The sequence below is a fragment of the Fulvivirga imtechensis AK7 genome (assembly GCF_000331535.1).
Taxonomy (GTDB): domain Bacteria; phylum Bacteroidota; class Bacteroidia; order Cytophagales; family Cyclobacteriaceae; genus Fulvivirga; species Fulvivirga imtechensis.
This window is the reverse complement of record NZ_AMZN01000003.1, coordinates 65,753-82,735: the sequence shown is the minus strand read 5'-3', so window position 1 is coordinate 82,735 and position 16,983 is coordinate 65,753. Positions and strand designations below refer to the sequence as shown.

The 16,983-nt window shown below is 42.6% G+C and carries 17 protein-coding genes; 13 read left to right on the top strand and 4 right to left on the bottom strand.

The features are described 5' to 3' along the window. The first annotated feature begins 172 nt into the window (after nucleotides 1–172). The 6 genes from C900_RS01330 (at nucleotide 173) to C900_RS01305 (ending at nucleotide 5,623) form a co-directional block, all read left to right on the top strand. Nucleotides 173–712: a hypothetical protein gene (locus tag C900_RS01330; RefSeq protein ID WP_040495149.1), complete on the top strand. Its 540-nt coding sequence runs from the start codon at nucleotides 173–175 to the stop codon at nucleotides 710–712. Between the two features lie 97 nt (nucleotides 713–809). After that, on the top strand, nucleotides 810–1,283 hold the full coding sequence (locus tag C900_RS01325; RefSeq protein ID WP_157493842.1) for a hypothetical protein: 474 nt from the start codon (nucleotides 810–812) through the stop codon (nucleotides 1,281–1,283). Nucleotides 1,284–1,327: 44 nt separating this feature from the next. Continuing rightward, on the top strand, nucleotides 1,328–1,897 hold the full coding sequence (locus tag C900_RS01320; protein ID WP_040495145.1) for a hypothetical protein: 570 nt from the start codon (nucleotides 1,328–1,330) through the stop codon (nucleotides 1,895–1,897). A 340-nt stretch (nucleotides 1,898–2,237) separates the two neighbouring features. Beyond that, nucleotides 2,238–3,092: a CPBP family intramembrane glutamic endopeptidase gene (locus C900_RS01315; protein ID WP_009577737.1), complete on the top strand. Its 855-nt coding sequence runs from the start codon at nucleotides 2,238–2,240 to the stop codon at nucleotides 3,090–3,092. 21 nt (nucleotides 3,093–3,113) lie between these two features. Continuing rightward, on the top strand, nucleotides 3,114–4,178 hold the full coding sequence (rsgA, locus tag C900_RS01310) for a ribosome small subunit-dependent GTPase A (protein ID WP_009577736.1): 1,065 nt from the start codon (nucleotides 3,114–3,116) through the stop codon (nucleotides 4,176–4,178). Nucleotides 4,179–4,633: 455 nt separating this feature from the next. Next, nucleotides 4,634–5,623, top strand: a complete 990-nt coding sequence (locus C900_RS01305; protein ID WP_009577735.1) for a class 1 isoprenoid biosynthesis enzyme — start codon at nucleotides 4,634–4,636, stop codon at nucleotides 5,621–5,623. Nucleotides 5,624–5,824: 201 nt separating this feature from the next. Here C900_RS01305 and C900_RS01300 read toward each other — a convergent pair whose 3' ends face one another. The 3 genes from C900_RS01300 to C900_RS01295 form a co-directional block, all read right to left on the bottom strand. Beyond that, on the bottom strand, nucleotides 5,825–7,054 hold the full coding sequence (locus C900_RS01300; protein WP_009577734.1) for a tetratricopeptide repeat protein: 1,230 nt from the start codon (nucleotides 7,052–7,054) through the stop codon (nucleotides 5,825–5,827). A gap of 107 nt (nucleotides 7,055–7,161) precedes the next feature. After that, the gene (locus C900_RS29665; RefSeq protein ID WP_157493841.1) at nucleotides 7,162–7,329 is read right to left on the bottom strand and encodes a hypothetical protein; all 168 of its coding nucleotides are present in this window, start codon (nucleotides 7,327–7,329) and stop codon (nucleotides 7,162–7,164) included. Between the two features lie 336 nt (nucleotides 7,330–7,665). Continuing rightward, nucleotides 7,666–8,541: a hypothetical protein gene (locus tag C900_RS01295; protein WP_009577732.1), complete on the bottom strand. Its 876-nt coding sequence runs from the start codon at nucleotides 8,539–8,541 to the stop codon at nucleotides 7,666–7,668. Between the two features lie 778 nt (nucleotides 8,542–9,319). Between C900_RS01295 and C900_RS01290 the strand changes: the two genes are divergently transcribed. Then, entirely contained in the window at nucleotides 9,320–9,775 is a 456-nt protein-coding gene (locus C900_RS01290) for a DUF2267 domain-containing protein (protein ID WP_009577731.1), read from the top strand. A gap of 17 nt (nucleotides 9,776–9,792) precedes the next feature. On the opposite strand, the gene C900_RS01285 is transcribed toward C900_RS01290, so the two are convergent. Continuing rightward, a complete protein-coding gene (locus C900_RS01285) occupies nucleotides 9,793–10,182 on the bottom strand; it encodes a YraN family protein (protein WP_009577730.1) in 390 nt (129 codons plus the stop codon). Between the two features lie 119 nt (nucleotides 10,183–10,301). Here C900_RS01285 and lipB point away from each other — a divergent pair, with 119 nt between their 5' ends. The 6 genes from lipB (at nucleotide 10,302) to C900_RS01255 (ending at nucleotide 16,923) form a co-directional block, all read left to right on the top strand. Next, the gene (gene lipB / locus C900_RS01280; RefSeq protein ID WP_009577729.1) at nucleotides 10,302–11,018 is read left to right on the top strand and encodes a lipoyl(octanoyl) transferase LipB; all 717 of its coding nucleotides are present in this window, start codon (nucleotides 10,302–10,304) and stop codon (nucleotides 11,016–11,018) included. Nucleotides 11,019–11,020: 2 nt separating this feature from the next. Further along, nucleotides 11,021–11,425 carry a hypothetical protein gene (locus C900_RS01275; RefSeq protein WP_009577728.1) on the top strand — a complete coding sequence of 135 codons (405 nt, stop codon included), beginning with the start codon at nucleotides 11,021–11,023 and terminating at the stop codon, nucleotides 11,423–11,425. Beyond that, nucleotides 11,426–12,142 carry a 3'-5' exonuclease gene (locus C900_RS01270; RefSeq protein WP_009577727.1) on the top strand — a complete coding sequence of 239 codons (717 nt, stop codon included), beginning with the start codon at nucleotides 11,426–11,428 and terminating at the stop codon, nucleotides 12,140–12,142. A 259-nt stretch (nucleotides 12,143–12,401) separates the two neighbouring features. Further along, nucleotides 12,402–14,561 (top strand): ribonuclease R, encoded by a 2,160-nt coding sequence (gene rnr / locus C900_RS01265; protein WP_009577726.1) that lies wholly within the window; start codon nucleotides 12,402–12,404, stop codon nucleotides 14,559–14,561. A gap of 21 nt (nucleotides 14,562–14,582) precedes the next feature. Continuing rightward, complete coding sequence (locus C900_RS01260; RefSeq protein WP_009577725.1) at nucleotides 14,583–15,560, top strand: polyprenyl synthetase family protein; 978 nt, start codon at nucleotides 14,583–14,585, stop codon at nucleotides 15,558–15,560. A 10-nt stretch (nucleotides 15,561–15,570) separates the two neighbouring features. Further along, entirely contained in the window at nucleotides 15,571–16,923 is a 1,353-nt protein-coding gene (locus C900_RS01255; protein ID WP_009577724.1) for an alkaline phosphatase D family protein, read from the top strand. Nucleotides 16,924–16,983: the final 60 nt, after the last annotated feature.

Sequence of the window (16,983 nt, the reverse complement as noted above, 5' to 3'; positions counted from 1 at the left end):
TGTAATCCGTTGTGCCCTCCACCGTAGGTGTTCGGTTCAACATTGTGTATAAGCAATAGCGGGTTCAGTGCTATTTTGAAACGTAAAACTATAAATCAAAGGTCGGTGCTATCTGACAGTTTAGTGGGTTAAAATCCGCTACTGCTCATACACTCGACCGTTGTAGGTCATTATGGAGAACTCTAAATCTAAAATATTTCTGATTGGAGGATTAATATTTTTTCTCCTTTACAGCTGCGGTACAAGTAAGCATACGGGGGTTGACAACGATTTACGGTTTGACTTGTATTCAGGACTGAACAAAATTGGACGGGGAACGGATGAGAAGGAAATAACCATAAATTTAGGACAACCAGATGAAGTAGATAAGGCGTGGGAACAATCAGACGGTGAAAAATACTTTAACTATTATGATAAAGGGATTCAGATATCTACAAAAAATGGTAAAGTGGTGACTGTTTTTTTATACTATAAGTCATCCGAATTTAGTCCATTTTCTGGCAAGATAGATGTTGCTAATGAAAAAACTACTATAGACGATATTGCAAAAGCTTTTGGTTTACCAAGCTATACATCAGTATCAACGGTTTCAGAATATGGTGAATTTCCGGGCTCTAAAGAAACTTATATGTCTTATGATTCTTTGGGAGTATCCTTCTCCTTTTATGACGAAAAATTAGGTAATATTAGATTCTATAAAGAGGTAAAATAAAGTAAACGACCTACAACCCAACAAACAGGTTGTGGATGGGTGTGGCGTTGTAAATATTCCTGAAGAACAAAGATCGATAGTGGCTTGCAGACAACACATGAGAACATCAGTTACTAAAATAAGCTTTATTCTACTTTGTCTGGCATTTACGTTAAGTTCATTCGGACAGACTATATCCTCTTTTACTTACTCACGATGCCTTGAAGAACACTTCAATGACAGTTCCAGGGTTATCAAGATAGACCAGCTAAAGGGACTCACAGAAATCCAATTGCGGACGTATGGACCGTGTAACGGCAATTTTGATGCTGGAGTCGAACTGAAAGGGAGAGTTTTGAATTTAAAATTTTGGACTAAGCCGACCACACTAACAGACGAAGATGGCAATGAGGTTGAATTGCTAGAAGTTGCCGAATGTAATTGTATATTCTTATTTGATTATCAAATAGACGAACTCGCCATTCAGGAATTTGATTCAATAAAAGTAAACGGAGAAACACTGGAACAGATAGACGCAGAGAACATCCTGACCGAAATGCTGGAAATTAAATTAGACACCTTAAAAGAGTAGCCCCCATCGGAGCATTTCTTAGTCGGGGCTATTGATGCCATTTAATGAAAAACCTTGCAAAAACCATATTAATCCTAGTAATTTTATCTTCTTGCAATCCAAGTAGATACATTTTCAAAAAGAATCGCTTTGAAGAATTCGAAAGATTATCGTTACAGGAGGCAGTCCAGTATGAAAAACAAATAAAATCTAAAGACACAACACCAGGCCATCTTATAAGAATTGGAGAAGGAATTTATCCTAATGCTAAACAATTTAATCTTTCTACACCGAGAACGTACCAGCGGTTAGAAGGAGACCTTTTACATGAAGTCGAATACTTTTATAATTCTGAGGATAATTCGGTAAAAGTGATTCTCTATGAATGGGTTGATTGCGATAACAACAACATAAATAAGCAATTATTTAACGAGAAATTTCGGTATCTGCAAAACAAACTAACTGATAAATTGGGAACTCCTTCAGATGTTGAAATCAATTCTCCAAATTCAGAAACTACTTTTCTAGACGGAATAAAATGGACTGAAAACAATAATCCTAAAGCTTATCTTTTCATGCTCGGCAACAACAAAACAAATTATCGAAAAATCAGATTAGCAATTTATATCGAATAAAAAAGGGTGCCAAAACTAAGCACACATGTGTAGCCTGTAGGGCCGAACATAGTCCCCTGCGTTGCCCAAAAGTTAACAAACCTTCCATTCTCCTTCCACCCTATTGCCTCCCTACCCGAAAAGAAAAACCAAATGCCGCCGCCAATCTCTAATTTGTAACCCCGCTATTCTGCTTTTTATCTCAAAAGTTGACTAAATTAAGGTATAGTTCAGCCAGGAACTAAGCAGCCAAAAAAGGTAAGGCGAAGTTGTTACCTTGAGCCGGGTGCGAACGCGGTCAAACCCGCTCGAACACGATTAAAAGAAATGGCATTTGGTGTGTTTTTAAAGTATAAACACCATGAAAAAGTTTATCCAACAACACCCGGTTTTGTGCTACTATATTTTAGTATTCGCCATTTCATGGGGAGGTATACTCTTGCTTATCGGTGGACCTGGCAACATACCCGGTACTAAAGAACAAGGTGAAAAGCTATTTATACCTGCACTCCTGATCATGTTTGCCGGACCCTTCATTTCCGGTATCCTGATGAATTTTCTGGTGGATGGTAAGGAGGGCCTTCAGCACCTATTTTCAAAGTATCTTCATTGGCGAACTGCAGGACGCTGGTATGCGATTGCCATTTTGACCGGGCCTGTTATTGTTGTTGCCGTATTATTGGGGCTTTCGCTCTTCAATCAGGACTTTCTTCCGGGTATTATCACAGCGGAAGACAAGATTGGCTCGGTGATCTTCGGTGTCGGCTGGGGATTGATCGGTGGAGGACTGCTGGAGGAAACCGGTTGGACTGGTTTTGCAGTACCCCGGCTACGCAAGAGATACAGCATTATAACCACAGGACTCATAGTGGGAGTTCTTTGGGGAATATGGCATTTTATGATCGCATTTTGGGCCAGTAATTATTTGGCAGGCGAGGATTCCAAAATAATGTTCGTGGCGAGCTTCCTGGCTTTTTATCTGCTGGCATTACCAGCCTACAGGGTACTGTTGGTATGGGTTTATGACCGGACCGGCAGCCTCCCTGTCATCATGCTGATGCACGCTTTTCTTTCTGCCGGCACGATAATATTCCAACCATCTTCGTCCGGGGAAATTGCCTTTGTATGGAATCTAACGCTAGGGATAGTCTTATGCGTGATCATAGCGCTGATTTTTATCATCAGCAGATCACATGCCTCGCAAAAAACAAGTTAAAGACACTAACACTATACTGAAATGACACTGGAAGATTTAGGATATAATGATCAACTTGAAAAATTAAGGAATGAGAATAACCTTAAAGCGTTTGACATTGGAAGAGTGATATCGGAACACAAGGAAAGGTATGTTGTAAAGAATGACAAGGGAGAATTTGAAGCCGAGATAACAGGGCATTTACGATTTTCATCAAAAAGCCGTGAAGATTTTCCAGCCGTTGGCGACTGGGTGGCCATAACCATTTATGATTCGGATTTTTGCATCATTCACAGCATATTACCGAGATCCTCTGCTATTTCCAGACAGGACGTTGGTAAATTCGGAGAGATACAAATCATAGCAACAAATATTGATTACGCGTTATTGGTGCAAGCCGTTGACAGGGATTTCAATATGAACAGGCTTGAAAGGTATCTGACCATTTGTAATGCATCAAAGGTTGACCCGATTATAGTGCTCACCAAGATAGATTTAATTGATGAACATCAGACGCTGGAGATATTGGAGAAGATAAAAACTCGAATTAAGAATGTTCCGGTTATTGCCATTAGTAACGAATCTCAGGATGGATACGACAAAATAAAGGCGGTTATTGAAAAGGGAAAAACATATTGCATGCTGGGCTCTTCAGGTGTTGGAAAATCCACTCTATTAAATAATCTTTCCGGCAAACCTGTCATGCAAACAGGTACCATCAGCCAGAGTACAAAGAAGGGGAAACACGTTACAAGCCACAGGGAATTAGTTATTCTTGAAAATGGGGGAATATTGATTGATAATCCGGGAATGAGGGAAGTAGGTATTGCCGATCCAACAAGCGGATTAGAAATGACATTTGATGTGATTGGCAGACTTTCTCAGAACTGTAAGTTCAAAGATTGTACCCACACCAATGAGATAGGTTGCGCTGTTATTGAAGCTGTTGAAAAGGGAGAATTAGACCACGCTTCGTATGAAAATTACCTGAAATTAGAAAGAGAGAAAGCTCATTTTGAGTCTTCGGTTGCTGAAAGACGGAAAAGAGATAAAGAATTCGGAAAAATGATGAAGAATTACAAAAAGGACATCAATAGGAAAAAATGAAGTTTTAAGAAAGAAGCTCGAACCGTTAATAACCCGTTCAGCCCCGCAATGCTCTTTAGTTTCAGTTGATTTTGAGAATAATGACATAACTATTGATCGGCCTTGAGAAAATGGCGTTCCGCTGGCGGCCGAAGCCTTTAGCGGAGGCCGTAAGAATTTCAATGCCACACATACCACCGCTCGGGCGCGTTTGCAACGCGTCCGACTACTAAAAATTGAATGATCGTGCCCGTCTAATTGGTGACATTGGTAATCTGAGTACTTTATTTATTCGGAAAGTTGATAAATTACAGTATAGTTCAGTCAGGAATTAAGCGGGCGAAAAGGTAAGACGAAGTTGCGCCTTGAGCGAGGGGCGAACGCGTTGCAAACGCGCTCGAACGTTAAGCAAAGGTAAATATCAAGCAATAGTACCTGTCTTGACTATCCAATTTAATGTTGATGGCTAAAAAAATATGAGGCAGTACTTTCGGTTTGTTGGGGCTTACATAAGCTACCTCTACCATTTTTATCAAATCAGGAGAAAATATGGAGAGAAAGTGATGAATGAACTGGTAGGACGGCCAGGCCTGGATCAGCAACAGTTTACCCCTCATCAGCAGAAAAGAATAGATCTTTATAGCTATGTAGGGCTCTATGTGAATGACTGCCTTGCAACGCTCAGAGGCCGGAAAATGACTGGAAAAGAAATAGAGAACACGCTATATCTAAGCCTTTTAACCCCCCTGCTGGATGACCTGACTGACAACTACCAGCTCTCGTCAGCACAGATCCTGGAACAACTTGATCAGGAGGGCGATGGGCACCCCCGGCAGTTCCGGCTGGCAGCTTACTTGTACAACCATATCAGGAAAGAGAACAAACAGGAGCTATTTGCCGGCACTTTCAGCGAAGCGCTACTTTCTCAGGATGACAGTCTGCAGCAGCTTGGCGACTCCGGGCTTGGCGCTGAAGCATTATTCCGGATCACCTGTAACAAAGGCAGTCTTTGGACTTTGCTATTCCGGTTGATGCTAGATCACGCGCTCAAAACGGGTGAAAGAGAAGCGGTTGAAGCTTTTGGTGAACTTATCCAACTCACGAACGACATGTTTGACGTGTATAAAGATGTACAAAATGGACAGCAAACCTGCTTTACCAATACCTCGGATATAGCACCGCTGCAACAGAATTATGACCACTGCCTGGAGGAAATTGTGCAGCATTTCTCATCACTGGCCTATGAAAAAAAGCATATCAGGAAGACAGTAGGCAAACTATTGGTCATGGGAGCTTTGGGAAAAGTATGCCTTGAACAATTAAAGGGCTGCCAGGAGGGAAGTGGCGGAGACTTCACACCCGCTGCCTATACCCGAAAGCAGCTTGTTTGCGATATGGAAAGATGGAGCAACCGGCTTGACTATATGAAGATGAGCGTGCAATTGTATGATAGATATCTTCTTTAACGAGCGTTACACAAAGGCTTGATAAATGTTCCAGGCTAAAAAAGCGCCCGTTGATAGACTGGAAGCATCAGTTTAAATTTATTAACAGGGAACCGAGACCTCAAAAATGGAGGAAGAAGGGTAAGGCGAAGTTGTGACTTGAGCAGGGTGCGAACGCGTTACAAACGCGCTCGAGCAATAACGATATCGGATATTAACCTCCTAAGAATTAATCACCTGATAGATCTTCCTGGCAGTTTCTTGTGCAAAAGTGATCTTCCTGTTCTTTCTGTAGAGCATCACCATCATAACGGCCATTACGAGTACGAGCACTACGAGCGCTATAGTAATGTACCTGTCGATGATGAGCTGCCTTTCCAGGGCCTGGGCTTTTTGGTGGCTATCGTATTTGTAGGTCGCAGCTTCCACTTGGTATTGCTGGTAGAGGTTTTTGAGGTCTGAACGAACTGCCAATAGCTGTTCTGTCAGTTGGTCAATTTTATCACTGTAGTATACATATTCGTCCAAATTGCCTTCGGTTTTAGCAATGTCCTTTAAGGCTTTAACAGAGTTAAAGTAAGGAGTGCTTTGAATTAGCTGATGCTTATTAAAATACTTTAGGCTTTCTTTATAAAATATCTTAGCAGAGTCGGGTCTATAGCTTTCATAGGTGGCTGCTAGGTTTCCCAATGCAAAAGCAGCGGTACTGTTATTAGGATCGTTAGAAATCATATGCAACACAGCATTAAAATCTTGTTGACCTCCCTTTAAATCCCCCATTTGCCAAAGGGCATAGCCCCGGTTGTTATGTATCCTTGCTATGTCTGCTTTTTTTGTTGCATGGTTCAAAGATTGTTGATATGATGCCAATGCAAGGTCAAATTCTCCTTTATTCCTGTGAACGATGCCTTTTGTATCATAGATGCTTGTCAACATCTCCTTTGCATTGACTTTTTGAGCAATGTCGAGTGCCAATTCACAATGTTTTGCGGCATTATCAAAATCCTTTATGTCAAGGTATGCATTAGCTAGATAATTATGAGCTTTTGCGATGTCAGCAGAATCTTCAAGTTGGTGGCGGAGAGTAAGCGCTTCTGAGTAGTATTCCATAGCCATATCCTTATACCCACTCAGATTATAAATATTGCCAAGGTTTTCAAGAATATCTGCAACCTCTTTTATGTGCTCCTCTTTTCTATATATTTTCAGGGCACTCATGTAGTTTAATACCGCCTCATATAGATTATCATTTCTTTTCTGACAAAGCGCTATCAAAAAAAGGCTGTTTGCTTCAACACGACTATTTTTCTCTCTTTTGGCCAACTCATTAACTTGCTTGGCCAATTCAATATCACAATTTACCCGGGCCGAATCATATAGGGCTTGCAGGTCCGATTGACCAAAGCACACGAGGGGGGTGGTAAGCAGGATGATTACCAATAACTTGTTCATATCAAAATTCTCTTCATATAGTATGGGTATGTAAATAAAAGAAAAAGGCCCGACTTAATTGCGGACCTTTTACGTCAAAAACTTACATATATACTTGCCAGGCAATCTTAATTACCTGGGGCATCGTTATCCTTATCATCAGCTCCCACTTCACCATTTCCTCCGGTATTATTGGTCTTTTTCAAATCATATAGTTCATCAGCGTTAGGATCAGTGCAAGACGAAACAGCGGCCATCATCATAAGGGCAAAAAAGTATGCTAAAACCTTTTTCATAGTAATATAAATTTAAGTGTTTAAAAATCAGTATTATAGAGCGAAAATTATACATTAATAACACAGCAAAACAGGTAGTGTTTGCTATTTTTTGACACCTGTCAGGGTTAAAAATAACTTGTGTATTCTAACGTCAATTAGGTGGGACTGGCGCAATATGCGGATGTGCTTGTGGAGCGCTTCAGCGCTGTTTTTGAAAAATTCCTCATCGTAAAAAGCTGCTTTTTATCAGGTTTTTACCATTGAAAATCTTGTAATCTTTAGTCGAATATGTAAGTTTTACGTACTAAAAAGTCACTTTTGGCCAAAAACCTGTCATGCTTATTTCGTTGACCATCACAGGTTTTTAGGATAAAAGTAGAGAATTGCCTCAATACTATCCCTTTCTTCACTCAAGGTAAAGAACCCGCTGCCGTCTTTTTTCCAGGCAATGGCTTCACCCTGAGGCTCCACAATATATGGTATTTCCAAGGGTGCTGTCCGGAGTGTTTCCATCAGGCTAAGGGAAAGATCACGTTCCCAATAAAGCACTTTGTCATAGGTTTTTACAAGGATTTCCCGACCATCTGACGAAATATCTCCTCCAACCACGTTATGATACGGTATATTTCCCAGTTTTTCAAGTATAATGGTATCTTTCACAGGCTGCGGGAATGGCGCTTTGTACACTCCCACCTGTGCTTCCCGCTTAGATATGATGTAGATGTCCCCGGTCAGCGGGTCCACCATCAGGCATTCGGCATCTCTTTTGCCATCAGGATATTGAAAAGTAAGGGTATCAAAACGCTCGATCACACGCGGGTCATCAGCACGAGGCTCGATAAAGCGGTATATATATTTATAATCGTGAACGGCAAGGTTGTCGCCCATTTCGGCAATATACAGGTAGTTCGCACCCTCTTCCGGTCCCGGTCCGCTGGAGATGTCTTCCCAGTCGCGGTTGGCTATTCCTTTGAGGGTAAAGATGCCATTGTCTCTGCCAAATTCATCTAAAAGGAAGATCCTGGCCTCGTCTCCACTGTCATTATGCGTCCACAGATACCCGGGGTTATTGTATCCTTCCACCAGTCCCGAAGCCTCGTTGATCAATGGGTTTTCTACCTCCCCCCTCAACTCTGCTGCATGAAATTTAGCAGAGCCCCCTACCTTGTCGGAGCTCGCCCCACAGGCCACTATACAAAAGAAAATCCACCAATAACTGTTCCTGATCATTCGTTTCTTAGCTGAGTTTTTGTACTTATCGTTTAAAGTCCGCATTAGGCCGCAAGAGTGGGCACTGAGACCAATGCAAATATAATACAAAGTTAAGCTAATATTTATTCATGTTAATTGCATTGAAAATATATTTTTTATTGAGTAAGTCATAAAACTGAAGCCGAAAGAAGGTGCTAACCCAGATTCATGGCTAAATCAAATTATCGTGAACCTTATTAGAACTGTCCTCCGCTGGCGGAGGTGGCCAAAGGCCGGAGGTGGACAAACTGAAGCACCGAACCTCATCCCTAAAGTCTCCCCGACCTGGGCAGATGTCCGAAGAACAGAGGGGTAACCCCACTTACCCACCTCTGTATCTCCTCCCAATGCTCTTAAGTTAAGGCGCCATCCCGATGAAAGAGGGAACTTACTAAGAAGCATAGACGAAACGGCTTAGTAAGATGCCTCCAAAGTCGGCATGACAACTCCTGTTATTGAAGCCAGTCCTTAACTTAAGAGCATTGAATCTCTTCCCGGGAGGAGAGTGTTCGCATGTTTTGGATGAAGATTCGTCTTCCACTCAAGACTCACGACTCATATTCACCGGACCAATGACCAGAACCCACCACACCAGTTATTGAATAACTTCTACAGTTAGTGTTAAATATGCGTTGTAGCGATCGCCCAATACATTAAAAAATCAATGTACTAATAAACAGAAGATATTGGCACGGTTATTCCCTTCTCTCTGAAAAAGTAGTTAAAATATATTTTCGGTTGGAGAAATAACTTTGTAATGGAAAACAATTTTGAAATCAATTATATAGAGCTGGCCAAGAGGGATTGTGGCCTGATCAGAGAGATAAAAAGAGCATTATTTATCGTTGATACCAAAAGAGCTGGTCTGGTGGTGAGCCGTGTGTTGCATACGATCAGACGTAGCCTTACAAAAAAAGAATCCGCCGAATTTATCAGCAGGCTTCCTGATTATCTGAAGATATTGTACGTCACTGAGTGGGAGCCATCCGAAAAGAGGATCCTTTTGAAGCACCTAGATGAGTTTACTGAGGAGGTGATTACGCTCGACAGCCAGAGCGGACACAGGGTTTTTCACAAGGAGGTAGATGCGCTGGCAGCAGTCATTACCATCATGAAAGTGCTCGACCAGCATGCTAACCTACTGAACTTCTCCAGTTTTTGCTACTCATTCAAAAGAGAGCTTCAGGAGACTATGCTGGAAACAGCGGCTTAGGTAGCACAGTGATTGGGTTAGTAAAAGGCATCTTCCAGATGGAGGATCTCATTGGTGGAATTGTCTATGGCAATAATATCGAACCGGATATTCTTCTCCCAGTTCAGTTCATAGATGTAATTTTCCGCCCCTTCAATTACCTTTTGTGCCTTTCTGGTGTTCACAGCCTCTTCAGGGTAGCCAAAGGAAGAATAACTTTTTGTTTTTACCTCTATAAACACCAATAGCTGCTCTTTTTTGGCGATGATGTCAATCTCTGACTTTTTGTAGCGATAATTTGTTTCCAGTATCTCATAGCCCTTCTTGATCAGGAAATCACAAGCTGCCGCTTCCCCCTCACGGCCCGTTTTCTGGTGACTGGCCTCTTGTTTCCGGCTACTGGTCTTTGTTTTCTTATCTTTAGGCACTTGTTAACTTTTTCGTAATTTTTGCGTTACCATTCTCCTCTTCCATTTTCCGAATCCCATGCTTCTTATACAAATTCTTTACCTTTGCAGCGTTAAATATAAGTTCTATTCTATTAGCGGTGAACTCAATTATCAATAAAAAGGTACAATTTCTTGATCTTGGAGAGATAGATTATAAGGAAGCATGGGACTACCAGACTACGTTGTTTGATCAGATTTTGAACATGAAGATCAACAACAGAAAACAGCCTGAAGAGTTTCAGGAAGCTACACCGAATCACCTGATATTTTGCGAGCACCCACATGTTTACACGCTTGGTAAGAGTGGCTCAGAAGAGCATCTGCTGATCAATGCCGAGGGGTTGAAGGCAAAGCAGGCCACCTACTACAAGATCAACCGTGGTGGTGATATTACATACCACGGGCCGGGGCAGATCGTTGGCTACCCTATCCTGGACCTGGATAATTTTTTTACCGATATTCATAAATACCTGAGGTTGCTCGAGGAGGCTATTATCCAAACGCTCACAGAATATGGTATAAGTGCCGGACGTATCGAAGGGTTGACGGGTGTATGGCTGGATCATGAAAAGCAACTCAATCCCAGAAAAATATGTGCCATGGGTGTCAAGTCCAGCCGATGGGTAACTATGCATGGATTTGCTTTTAATGTTAATACGAATTTAGATTATTTCAATTATATTGTCCCCTGTGGAATAGATGACAAGGCCGTGACTTCTCTACAGCAGGAGTTGGGCAAGGAGCAAAATATCGCTGAAGTCCGCCAAATATTAAAAGAAAAAATAGCACATCTATTTGAAATGGAGCTCTATTGAAGATGAAGAAAGACATTAAAATACCTAAGGTAGAAAATGTGACTTTGGCAGTTGCCTGTACTATCAATAAGCTCAACCAGGAGGAATGGTCAGTACACCTGATCAATAGAAATGAATATGACATCGAGAACACGCTGGTATCTTCCACCGGCTATGGAGAGCAGGACGGAGAACAGCAAAAAACCTCTACGCTAAGGCATTTTCTCGAAACGGTGCCTGCCCGTAGTTCTATACTTATCGAGCCTATCACGGCTGATATTTTTCACCTGAATAACGAATTTTGGGTGAGCTACTATGTAGATGGGAGGATCTACGACAAGAAGTTCATTTTCCTTCCCGACACTATCAAGGAAGAGAACCTGATATACATTAAAGAACTAGATACGAAAGGAGTGCTTCACTCATAAATGGAAGCCCTGAAAGACATATTATTTTTAGATATAGAAACAGTAAGCGCGACAGGATCCTATACTGATCTTGACGAAAGGCTCAAAACTTTGTGGAGCAGGAAGGCTTCATTTTTAAAGAAAGGCGAAGATATTACGGAAGAAGAGCTTTACTTTCAACGCGCAGGAATTTATGCGGAATTTGGTAAGGTGGTGACCATCGGGCTGGGATACTTTCATGTAGAAGAAGGAAAGCCGTCTTTTCGTGTGAAAGCGCTGTATGATCATGATGAAAAGGCGTTGCTGGAGAAGTTCAATACTATTTTGATAAAAATGGGATCGGAAAATCTAAGACTTTGTGCCCATAACGGGCGTGAGTTTGATTTTCCCTACCTGAGCCGGAGGATGTTGATCCATGGTATTTCACTTCCCTCAGCGCTTGATCTTTCCGGTAAGAAACCGTGGGAGGTGAACCACCTGGATACAATGGATATGTGGAAGTTTGGTGATTGGAAGCATTATACCTCACTTGATCTCCTGGCAGCCATATTCAACATCGATTCCAGCAAATCGGATATGAATGGAGGCGATGTGAACAAGGTGTATTATCACACTGAGGACCTGGAAAAGATTGCCTCATATTGCGTTAGGGATGTTATTGTTACAGCCCGGGTTTTCCTGAAACTAAAAAATATATCCCTGAATGAGCTGGAGGTAATTACCACCCCTCCCAACTGAAACGCTTTTCACTAACTAGTCTTTGTAAAGAAACTATAAAACGTTCCCGCTAAAGAGCGGGACGAAGTTCCAAAAAGCGGAGCGTACTGCGGTACGTGAGCATTTTTGGGACGAGCGTAACGCAGACATAGGCATTTTCTTAGAGACACTAACCAAAAAGCATTTCTACTGTTTAGATTTTAAACATTTAATAATTAATATAGCTGCATTAGCAGTAATAATAGTTGCATCTTTACAGGTGCATGACAGACAAGATTTTATGAGTCAAAAAAGAAAAAAGAAGAAGTCAGGCAAGTCAGGAGGAATCCAGGAGCGCTTAAGAGCTAAAATACTCTCACTTTTGAATAGCAATCCGGGCACGGCCTTTTCAATAAAGCAGATTACCAAGAAGTTAGGTTTCAGGAGAAAAGATTATAACCGGGAGATCCCCTACGTGCTGATGCTCTTGCAAGAGTCTGGCAAGATCGTTCACCTGGGGAGCGAGAAATACAGCAGCTCCCATGCGGCTGAAGTCCTCATTGGGAAGATCGATCATGTTAACCCACGGTTTGCCTACCTGCTCACCCCTGACGACAGGGAAGATATTTACATAAAAACTACAGACCTGAACTATGCCATGGATGGCGACCTGGTGAAAGTGAAGGCCCAGGGACCGGTAAAAGGCAGAAAGCCGGAAGGGAAGGTGATAGAGATCATTGAGCGGGCAAAGGATCAGTTTGTAGGGCGGATAGAGTTTTCACCCCGGTTTGCATTCGTAATAGCTGACAACCGAAAGATCTATCAGGATATTTTTGTGAAACTAGACGCCACCAAAGGAGCTGCCCATAATGACAAGGTAATTGTAAAAATTACTGAATGGCCCGGCCCCGACAGAAGTCCGGAAGGGGAGGTGATCAATGTATTGGGTCCTGCGGGCGACAACGAAGCGGAGATCCATTCCATCATGGCCGAATTTGATCTGCCATTTGAGTTTCCGCAGCATGTGGAGAAAGAGGCAGAAAAGATCTCGGAAAAGATCACCAAACAGGAGATTGAGAAGAGAAAAGATTTCAGAGATGTGCTCACCTTTACGATTGATCCCGAAGATGCCAAGGATTTCGATGATGCACTGTCTTTCAAGAATCTTGAAAATGGAAATTTTGAAATAGGGGTACATATTGCCGATGTTACCCATTACGTGCAACCAGGTACTATTCTGGAGCAGGAGGCATTTGACCGGGCTACATCCGTATACCTGGTGGATCGCACTGTGCCTATGCTTCCGGAGCGACTATCCAATGGTCTTTGTTCACTGCGCCCCAAGGAAGATAAGCTCACATTTGCTGCCGTTTTTGAAATGGATGAAGAAGCTAATGTAATAAAAGAATGGTTTGGACGAACTATCATTCACTCTGACAGAAGATTTACCTATGAGGAAGCACAGGGCGGAATAGAAACGGGCGTTGGAGACTATGCCAAAGAGCTGCAAAAGCTGAACGATCTGGCAAAAAAACTCAGAAAAGAGCGCTTTAACAGAGGAGCGGTCAATTTTGAAACTACAGAAGTGAAGTTTAAGCTTGATGAGAAAGGCAAGCCTCTCGGAGTCATTCCGAAAGTAAGAAAGGATGCACACAAGCTCATTGAAGAGTTTATGCTTTTGGCCAATAAGAAGGTGGCCACTTTCGTGTTTGGTATGAAAAAAGGAGAGGACAAAAACACTTTCGTATACCGTACACATGATTTTCCAGACCCGGAAAAAGTGGGCACTTTTGCGCAGTTTGCCAAAAGATTTGGTCATGAGCTGAAGACAGATCAGGGAGCCATTTCACAATCTCTTAACAAATTGATGACCAGTATTGAGGGTAAACCGGAAGAAAACGTCCTTCAGCAACTCGCCATTCGCTCTATGGCAAAAGCGAAGTATACAACTGAAGCAACAGGACATTTTGGGCTGGCTTTTCCCCACTATACGCATTTTACCTCACCGATCAGAAGGTACCCCGATATGATGGTGCACAGGCTGCTGCAGCACTACCTGAGTAAAGGAAAATCCGCAGATAAAAATGATTATGAGGAAAAATGTATTCATTCTTCCGAGCGCGAGAAAAGAGCTGCAGATGCGGAGCGTGCTTCCATCAAATACAAGCAGGTAGAGTTTATGCAGTCGGTGGAGGACAGGCCATTCGATGGTATTATCTCAGGCGTTACAGAATGGGGGATATATGTGGAAATAGTGGAGACAAAATGTGAAGGTATGGTGCGTATGGTTGACCTGAAGGATGACTACTACGAATTTGATGAAGACAACTATCGCATTATTGGTCGCAGAAATAAAAAAATGTACACCCTTGGCGACAAAGTAGTGGTAACGGTTAAAAATACCGATATCGACCGGAGAACTATCGATCTTGAATTTGCTGAAAAGGACAGTAAATCATAGTTTCGCCTTTTTTACTACAACATGATCAAAACAACCGACCAACTTGCTTCGATGATCTCGGCAGAGATAAAGAAAACGGCATTTGGCAAGACTCCGGTGGAGCTATATGAGCCGATAAAATATATTATGTCGCTTGGAGGTAAACGTCTGCGCCCGTTGCTCACCGCCCTCGCCTATTCATTGTATAGAGATGATGTGGCCACCATAATGCGTCAGGCGGTGGCGGTTGAGGTGTTTCATAACTTCACTCTGATGCATGATGACATCATGGACAAGGCCCCTTTGCGAAGAGGGAATGACACTGTACATGAAAAGTGGGATCATAACACTGCGATACTTTCAGGAGATGTGATGCTTGTGAAGGCATATGAGATGTTGATCACCAATAACAGCGATCTTACATTGGCCATATTGAAGGCCTTCAACAAATGTGCTTCCGAGGTATGTGAGGGTCAGCAATTGGATATGCTTTTCGAAAAAAGGAAGACGGTAAGTGAAGCCGGGTACATTGAAATGATCAGGCTGAAAACAGCGGTTTTGCTGGGCTTTAGCTTAAAACTTGGAGGACTTCTAGCTGGTGCAGATGAGAAAAGTTGCCGGGCGCTGAACGATTTCGGTATCAATATTGGTATCGGTTTCCAGTTGAAGGACGACTTGCTGGACGTATATGCAGATCAGGCAAAATTTGGAAAACAGGTGGGTGGAGATATTTTATCTAATAAGAAAACATTTTTGCTTATAAAAGCATTAGAGAATGCAAAAGGTAAGCAAAAGAAAGAACTGGAGGGTTGGTTATCAAAAAAGCAGTACCAGGCCGCAGAGAAAGTTGAGGCCGTTACTGCCATCTACAACCAACTGGAGATAAAGACGCTTACCGAGGGAAAAATGAATTATTTCTTCGAAAAAGGATTCCAGTCGTTAAGGAAAGTAGAAGCTCCGCTACCTCGCAAAGCGATGCTCAGGCGGTTTGCAGAAGGCCTTATCGACCGGGAGGTATAGATGACACATTTTGAAGGTAAAGATATTTATACTCCTTGGAAGTATAGCGATACTTTCCTGCAATAACACTCCTGACAGGATACCGAATGAATTTTTAGTTTATGTATGGTCGGGAGCAGTTACCGATACGTCTGCAGCTTTTGCTTTCAAACTCACTCAGGAGGCAGCCGTCCGGCTGGTAGCCAGCACTGCCGAAGACTTCACGAAAAACCTCATGTATTCTGATGAGGTAGAGGTAAGGGAAGAGAATTTCTTTACCGCAAAGGCCAGCCTCGACAGCCTTTCGCCCGATACGGATTACTTTTACAAGCTGGAAATAGACGGGGACCTTACTTCAGAACCGCGGCTGACGGGAAAATTCCGAACCTTCGCCTCCGGACCTTTTTCCTATAAAATGATCTTCGCTTCATGTGCTGAGACCGGGTCAAGCAGCCAGGTTTTTGAAACTATCAGAGAGCAGGACCCTTTGTTTTTCCTAAATACAGGCGACCTTCACTATGCCAATATTAGCAGCAACTGCGAATATGCGTATGCCAACGCCTTTTTTGATGTTCAGGAATCTGCTACTCAATCCCAATTATATCGCAGCGTCCCGATAGCCTACATCTGGGACGACCATGACTTCGGACCAAACAACAGTGCTAAAGACTCAAATTGTCGCAATGAAGCTATTGATGCCTATAAAAATTTTGTGCCGCATTACCCCCTGGCTTTTGGTGACGAGCAAGACCCTGTTTCTCAGGTATTTAATGCGGGCAGAGTGAAATATATTCTTACTGATCTAAGGTCCCAAAAGGTGAGGCCCGAATACAACGGCTGTGAACAGACAAAAGAAGGGACCAATTTCGGCAGTGACAAGCATCTAAGCTGGTTTAAAGAGCAACTCTTGGAAGCAAAGTACGATTCTATGGTGGTGGCGTGGGTCTCAGGTATCCCGTGGATCAGCGATGAGCGCAGCCGTTTTTATGAATGTGATGAAAACGATGATTGGGGTGGCTATGAAAAAGAAAGGAGGGAGATCGCCAATTTCATCAGGTATTATGAGATCCCGGTGTTTATCCTGGCTGGCGATACCCATATTCTGGCTATTGATGATGGTTCGAACAGTGACTATGCGGATGGTGGTGGCGCTCCCATCCCAATATTTCATGCAGCGCCTTTGGATAATTACAATATTCATAAAGGCGGGCCGTATAGTCATGGTTACAGTGCGGAGACGCACCAGTTTGGTCTGATGGAAGTATCAGATACAGGTGGTGATCAGGTCTGTATTCGATGGACCGGGCTCAATCAGTACGGCCGGGTGCTCACGAATAATTCCGGGGCACCCATGACCTATGAATTTTGTAAGAAAATATATTAAAGGCGCATATCAGAACGCCTGACGAAGGGCGAGAGCAGGCCAGAGTGGCAGAATGGCATA

Bases quoted from the DNA above. Each gene is read 5' to 3' on its own strand.
- C900_RS01330 (WP_040495149.1), top strand. From the start codon at position 173: ATGGAGAACTCTAAATCTAAAATATTTCTGATTGGAGGATTAATATTT.
- C900_RS01325 (WP_157493842.1), top strand. From the start codon at position 810: ATGAGAACATCAGTTACTAAAATAAGCTTTATTCTACTTTGTCTGGCA.
- C900_RS01320 (WP_040495145.1), top strand. From the start codon at position 1,328: ATGAAAAACCTTGCAAAAACCATATTAATCCTAGTAATTTTATCTTCT.
- C900_RS01315 (WP_009577737.1), top strand. From the start codon at position 2,238: ATGAAAAAGTTTATCCAACAACACCCGGTTTTGTGCTACTATATTTTA.
- rsgA (WP_009577736.1), top strand. From the start codon at position 3,114: ATGACACTGGAAGATTTAGGATATAATGATCAACTTGAAAAATTAAGG.
- C900_RS01305 (WP_009577735.1), top strand. From the start codon at position 4,634: ATGAGGCAGTACTTTCGGTTTGTTGGGGCTTACATAAGCTACCTCTAC.
- C900_RS01300 (WP_009577734.1), bottom strand. From the start codon at position 7,054: ATGAACAAGTTATTGGTAATCATCCTGCTTACCACCCCCCTCGTGTGC.
- C900_RS29665 (WP_157493841.1), bottom strand. From the start codon at position 7,329: ATGAAAAAGGTTTTAGCATACTTTTTTGCCCTTATGATGATGGCCGCT.
- C900_RS01295 (WP_009577732.1), bottom strand. From the start codon at position 8,541: ATGATCAGGAACAGTTATTGGTGGATTTTCTTTTGTATAGTGGCCTGT.
- C900_RS01290 (WP_009577731.1), top strand. From the start codon at position 9,320: ATGGAAAACAATTTTGAAATCAATTATATAGAGCTGGCCAAGAGGGAT.
- C900_RS01275 (WP_009577728.1), top strand. From the start codon at position 11,021: ATGAAGAAAGACATTAAAATACCTAAGGTAGAAAATGTGACTTTGGCA.
- C900_RS01270 (WP_009577727.1), top strand. From the start codon at position 11,426: ATGGAAGCCCTGAAAGACATATTATTTTTAGATATAGAAACAGTAAGC.
- rnr (WP_009577726.1), top strand. From the start codon at position 12,402: ATGAGTCAAAAAAGAAAAAAGAAGAAGTCAGGCAAGTCAGGAGGAATC.
- C900_RS01260 (WP_009577725.1), top strand. From the start codon at position 14,583: ATGATCAAAACAACCGACCAACTTGCTTCGATGATCTCGGCAGAGATA.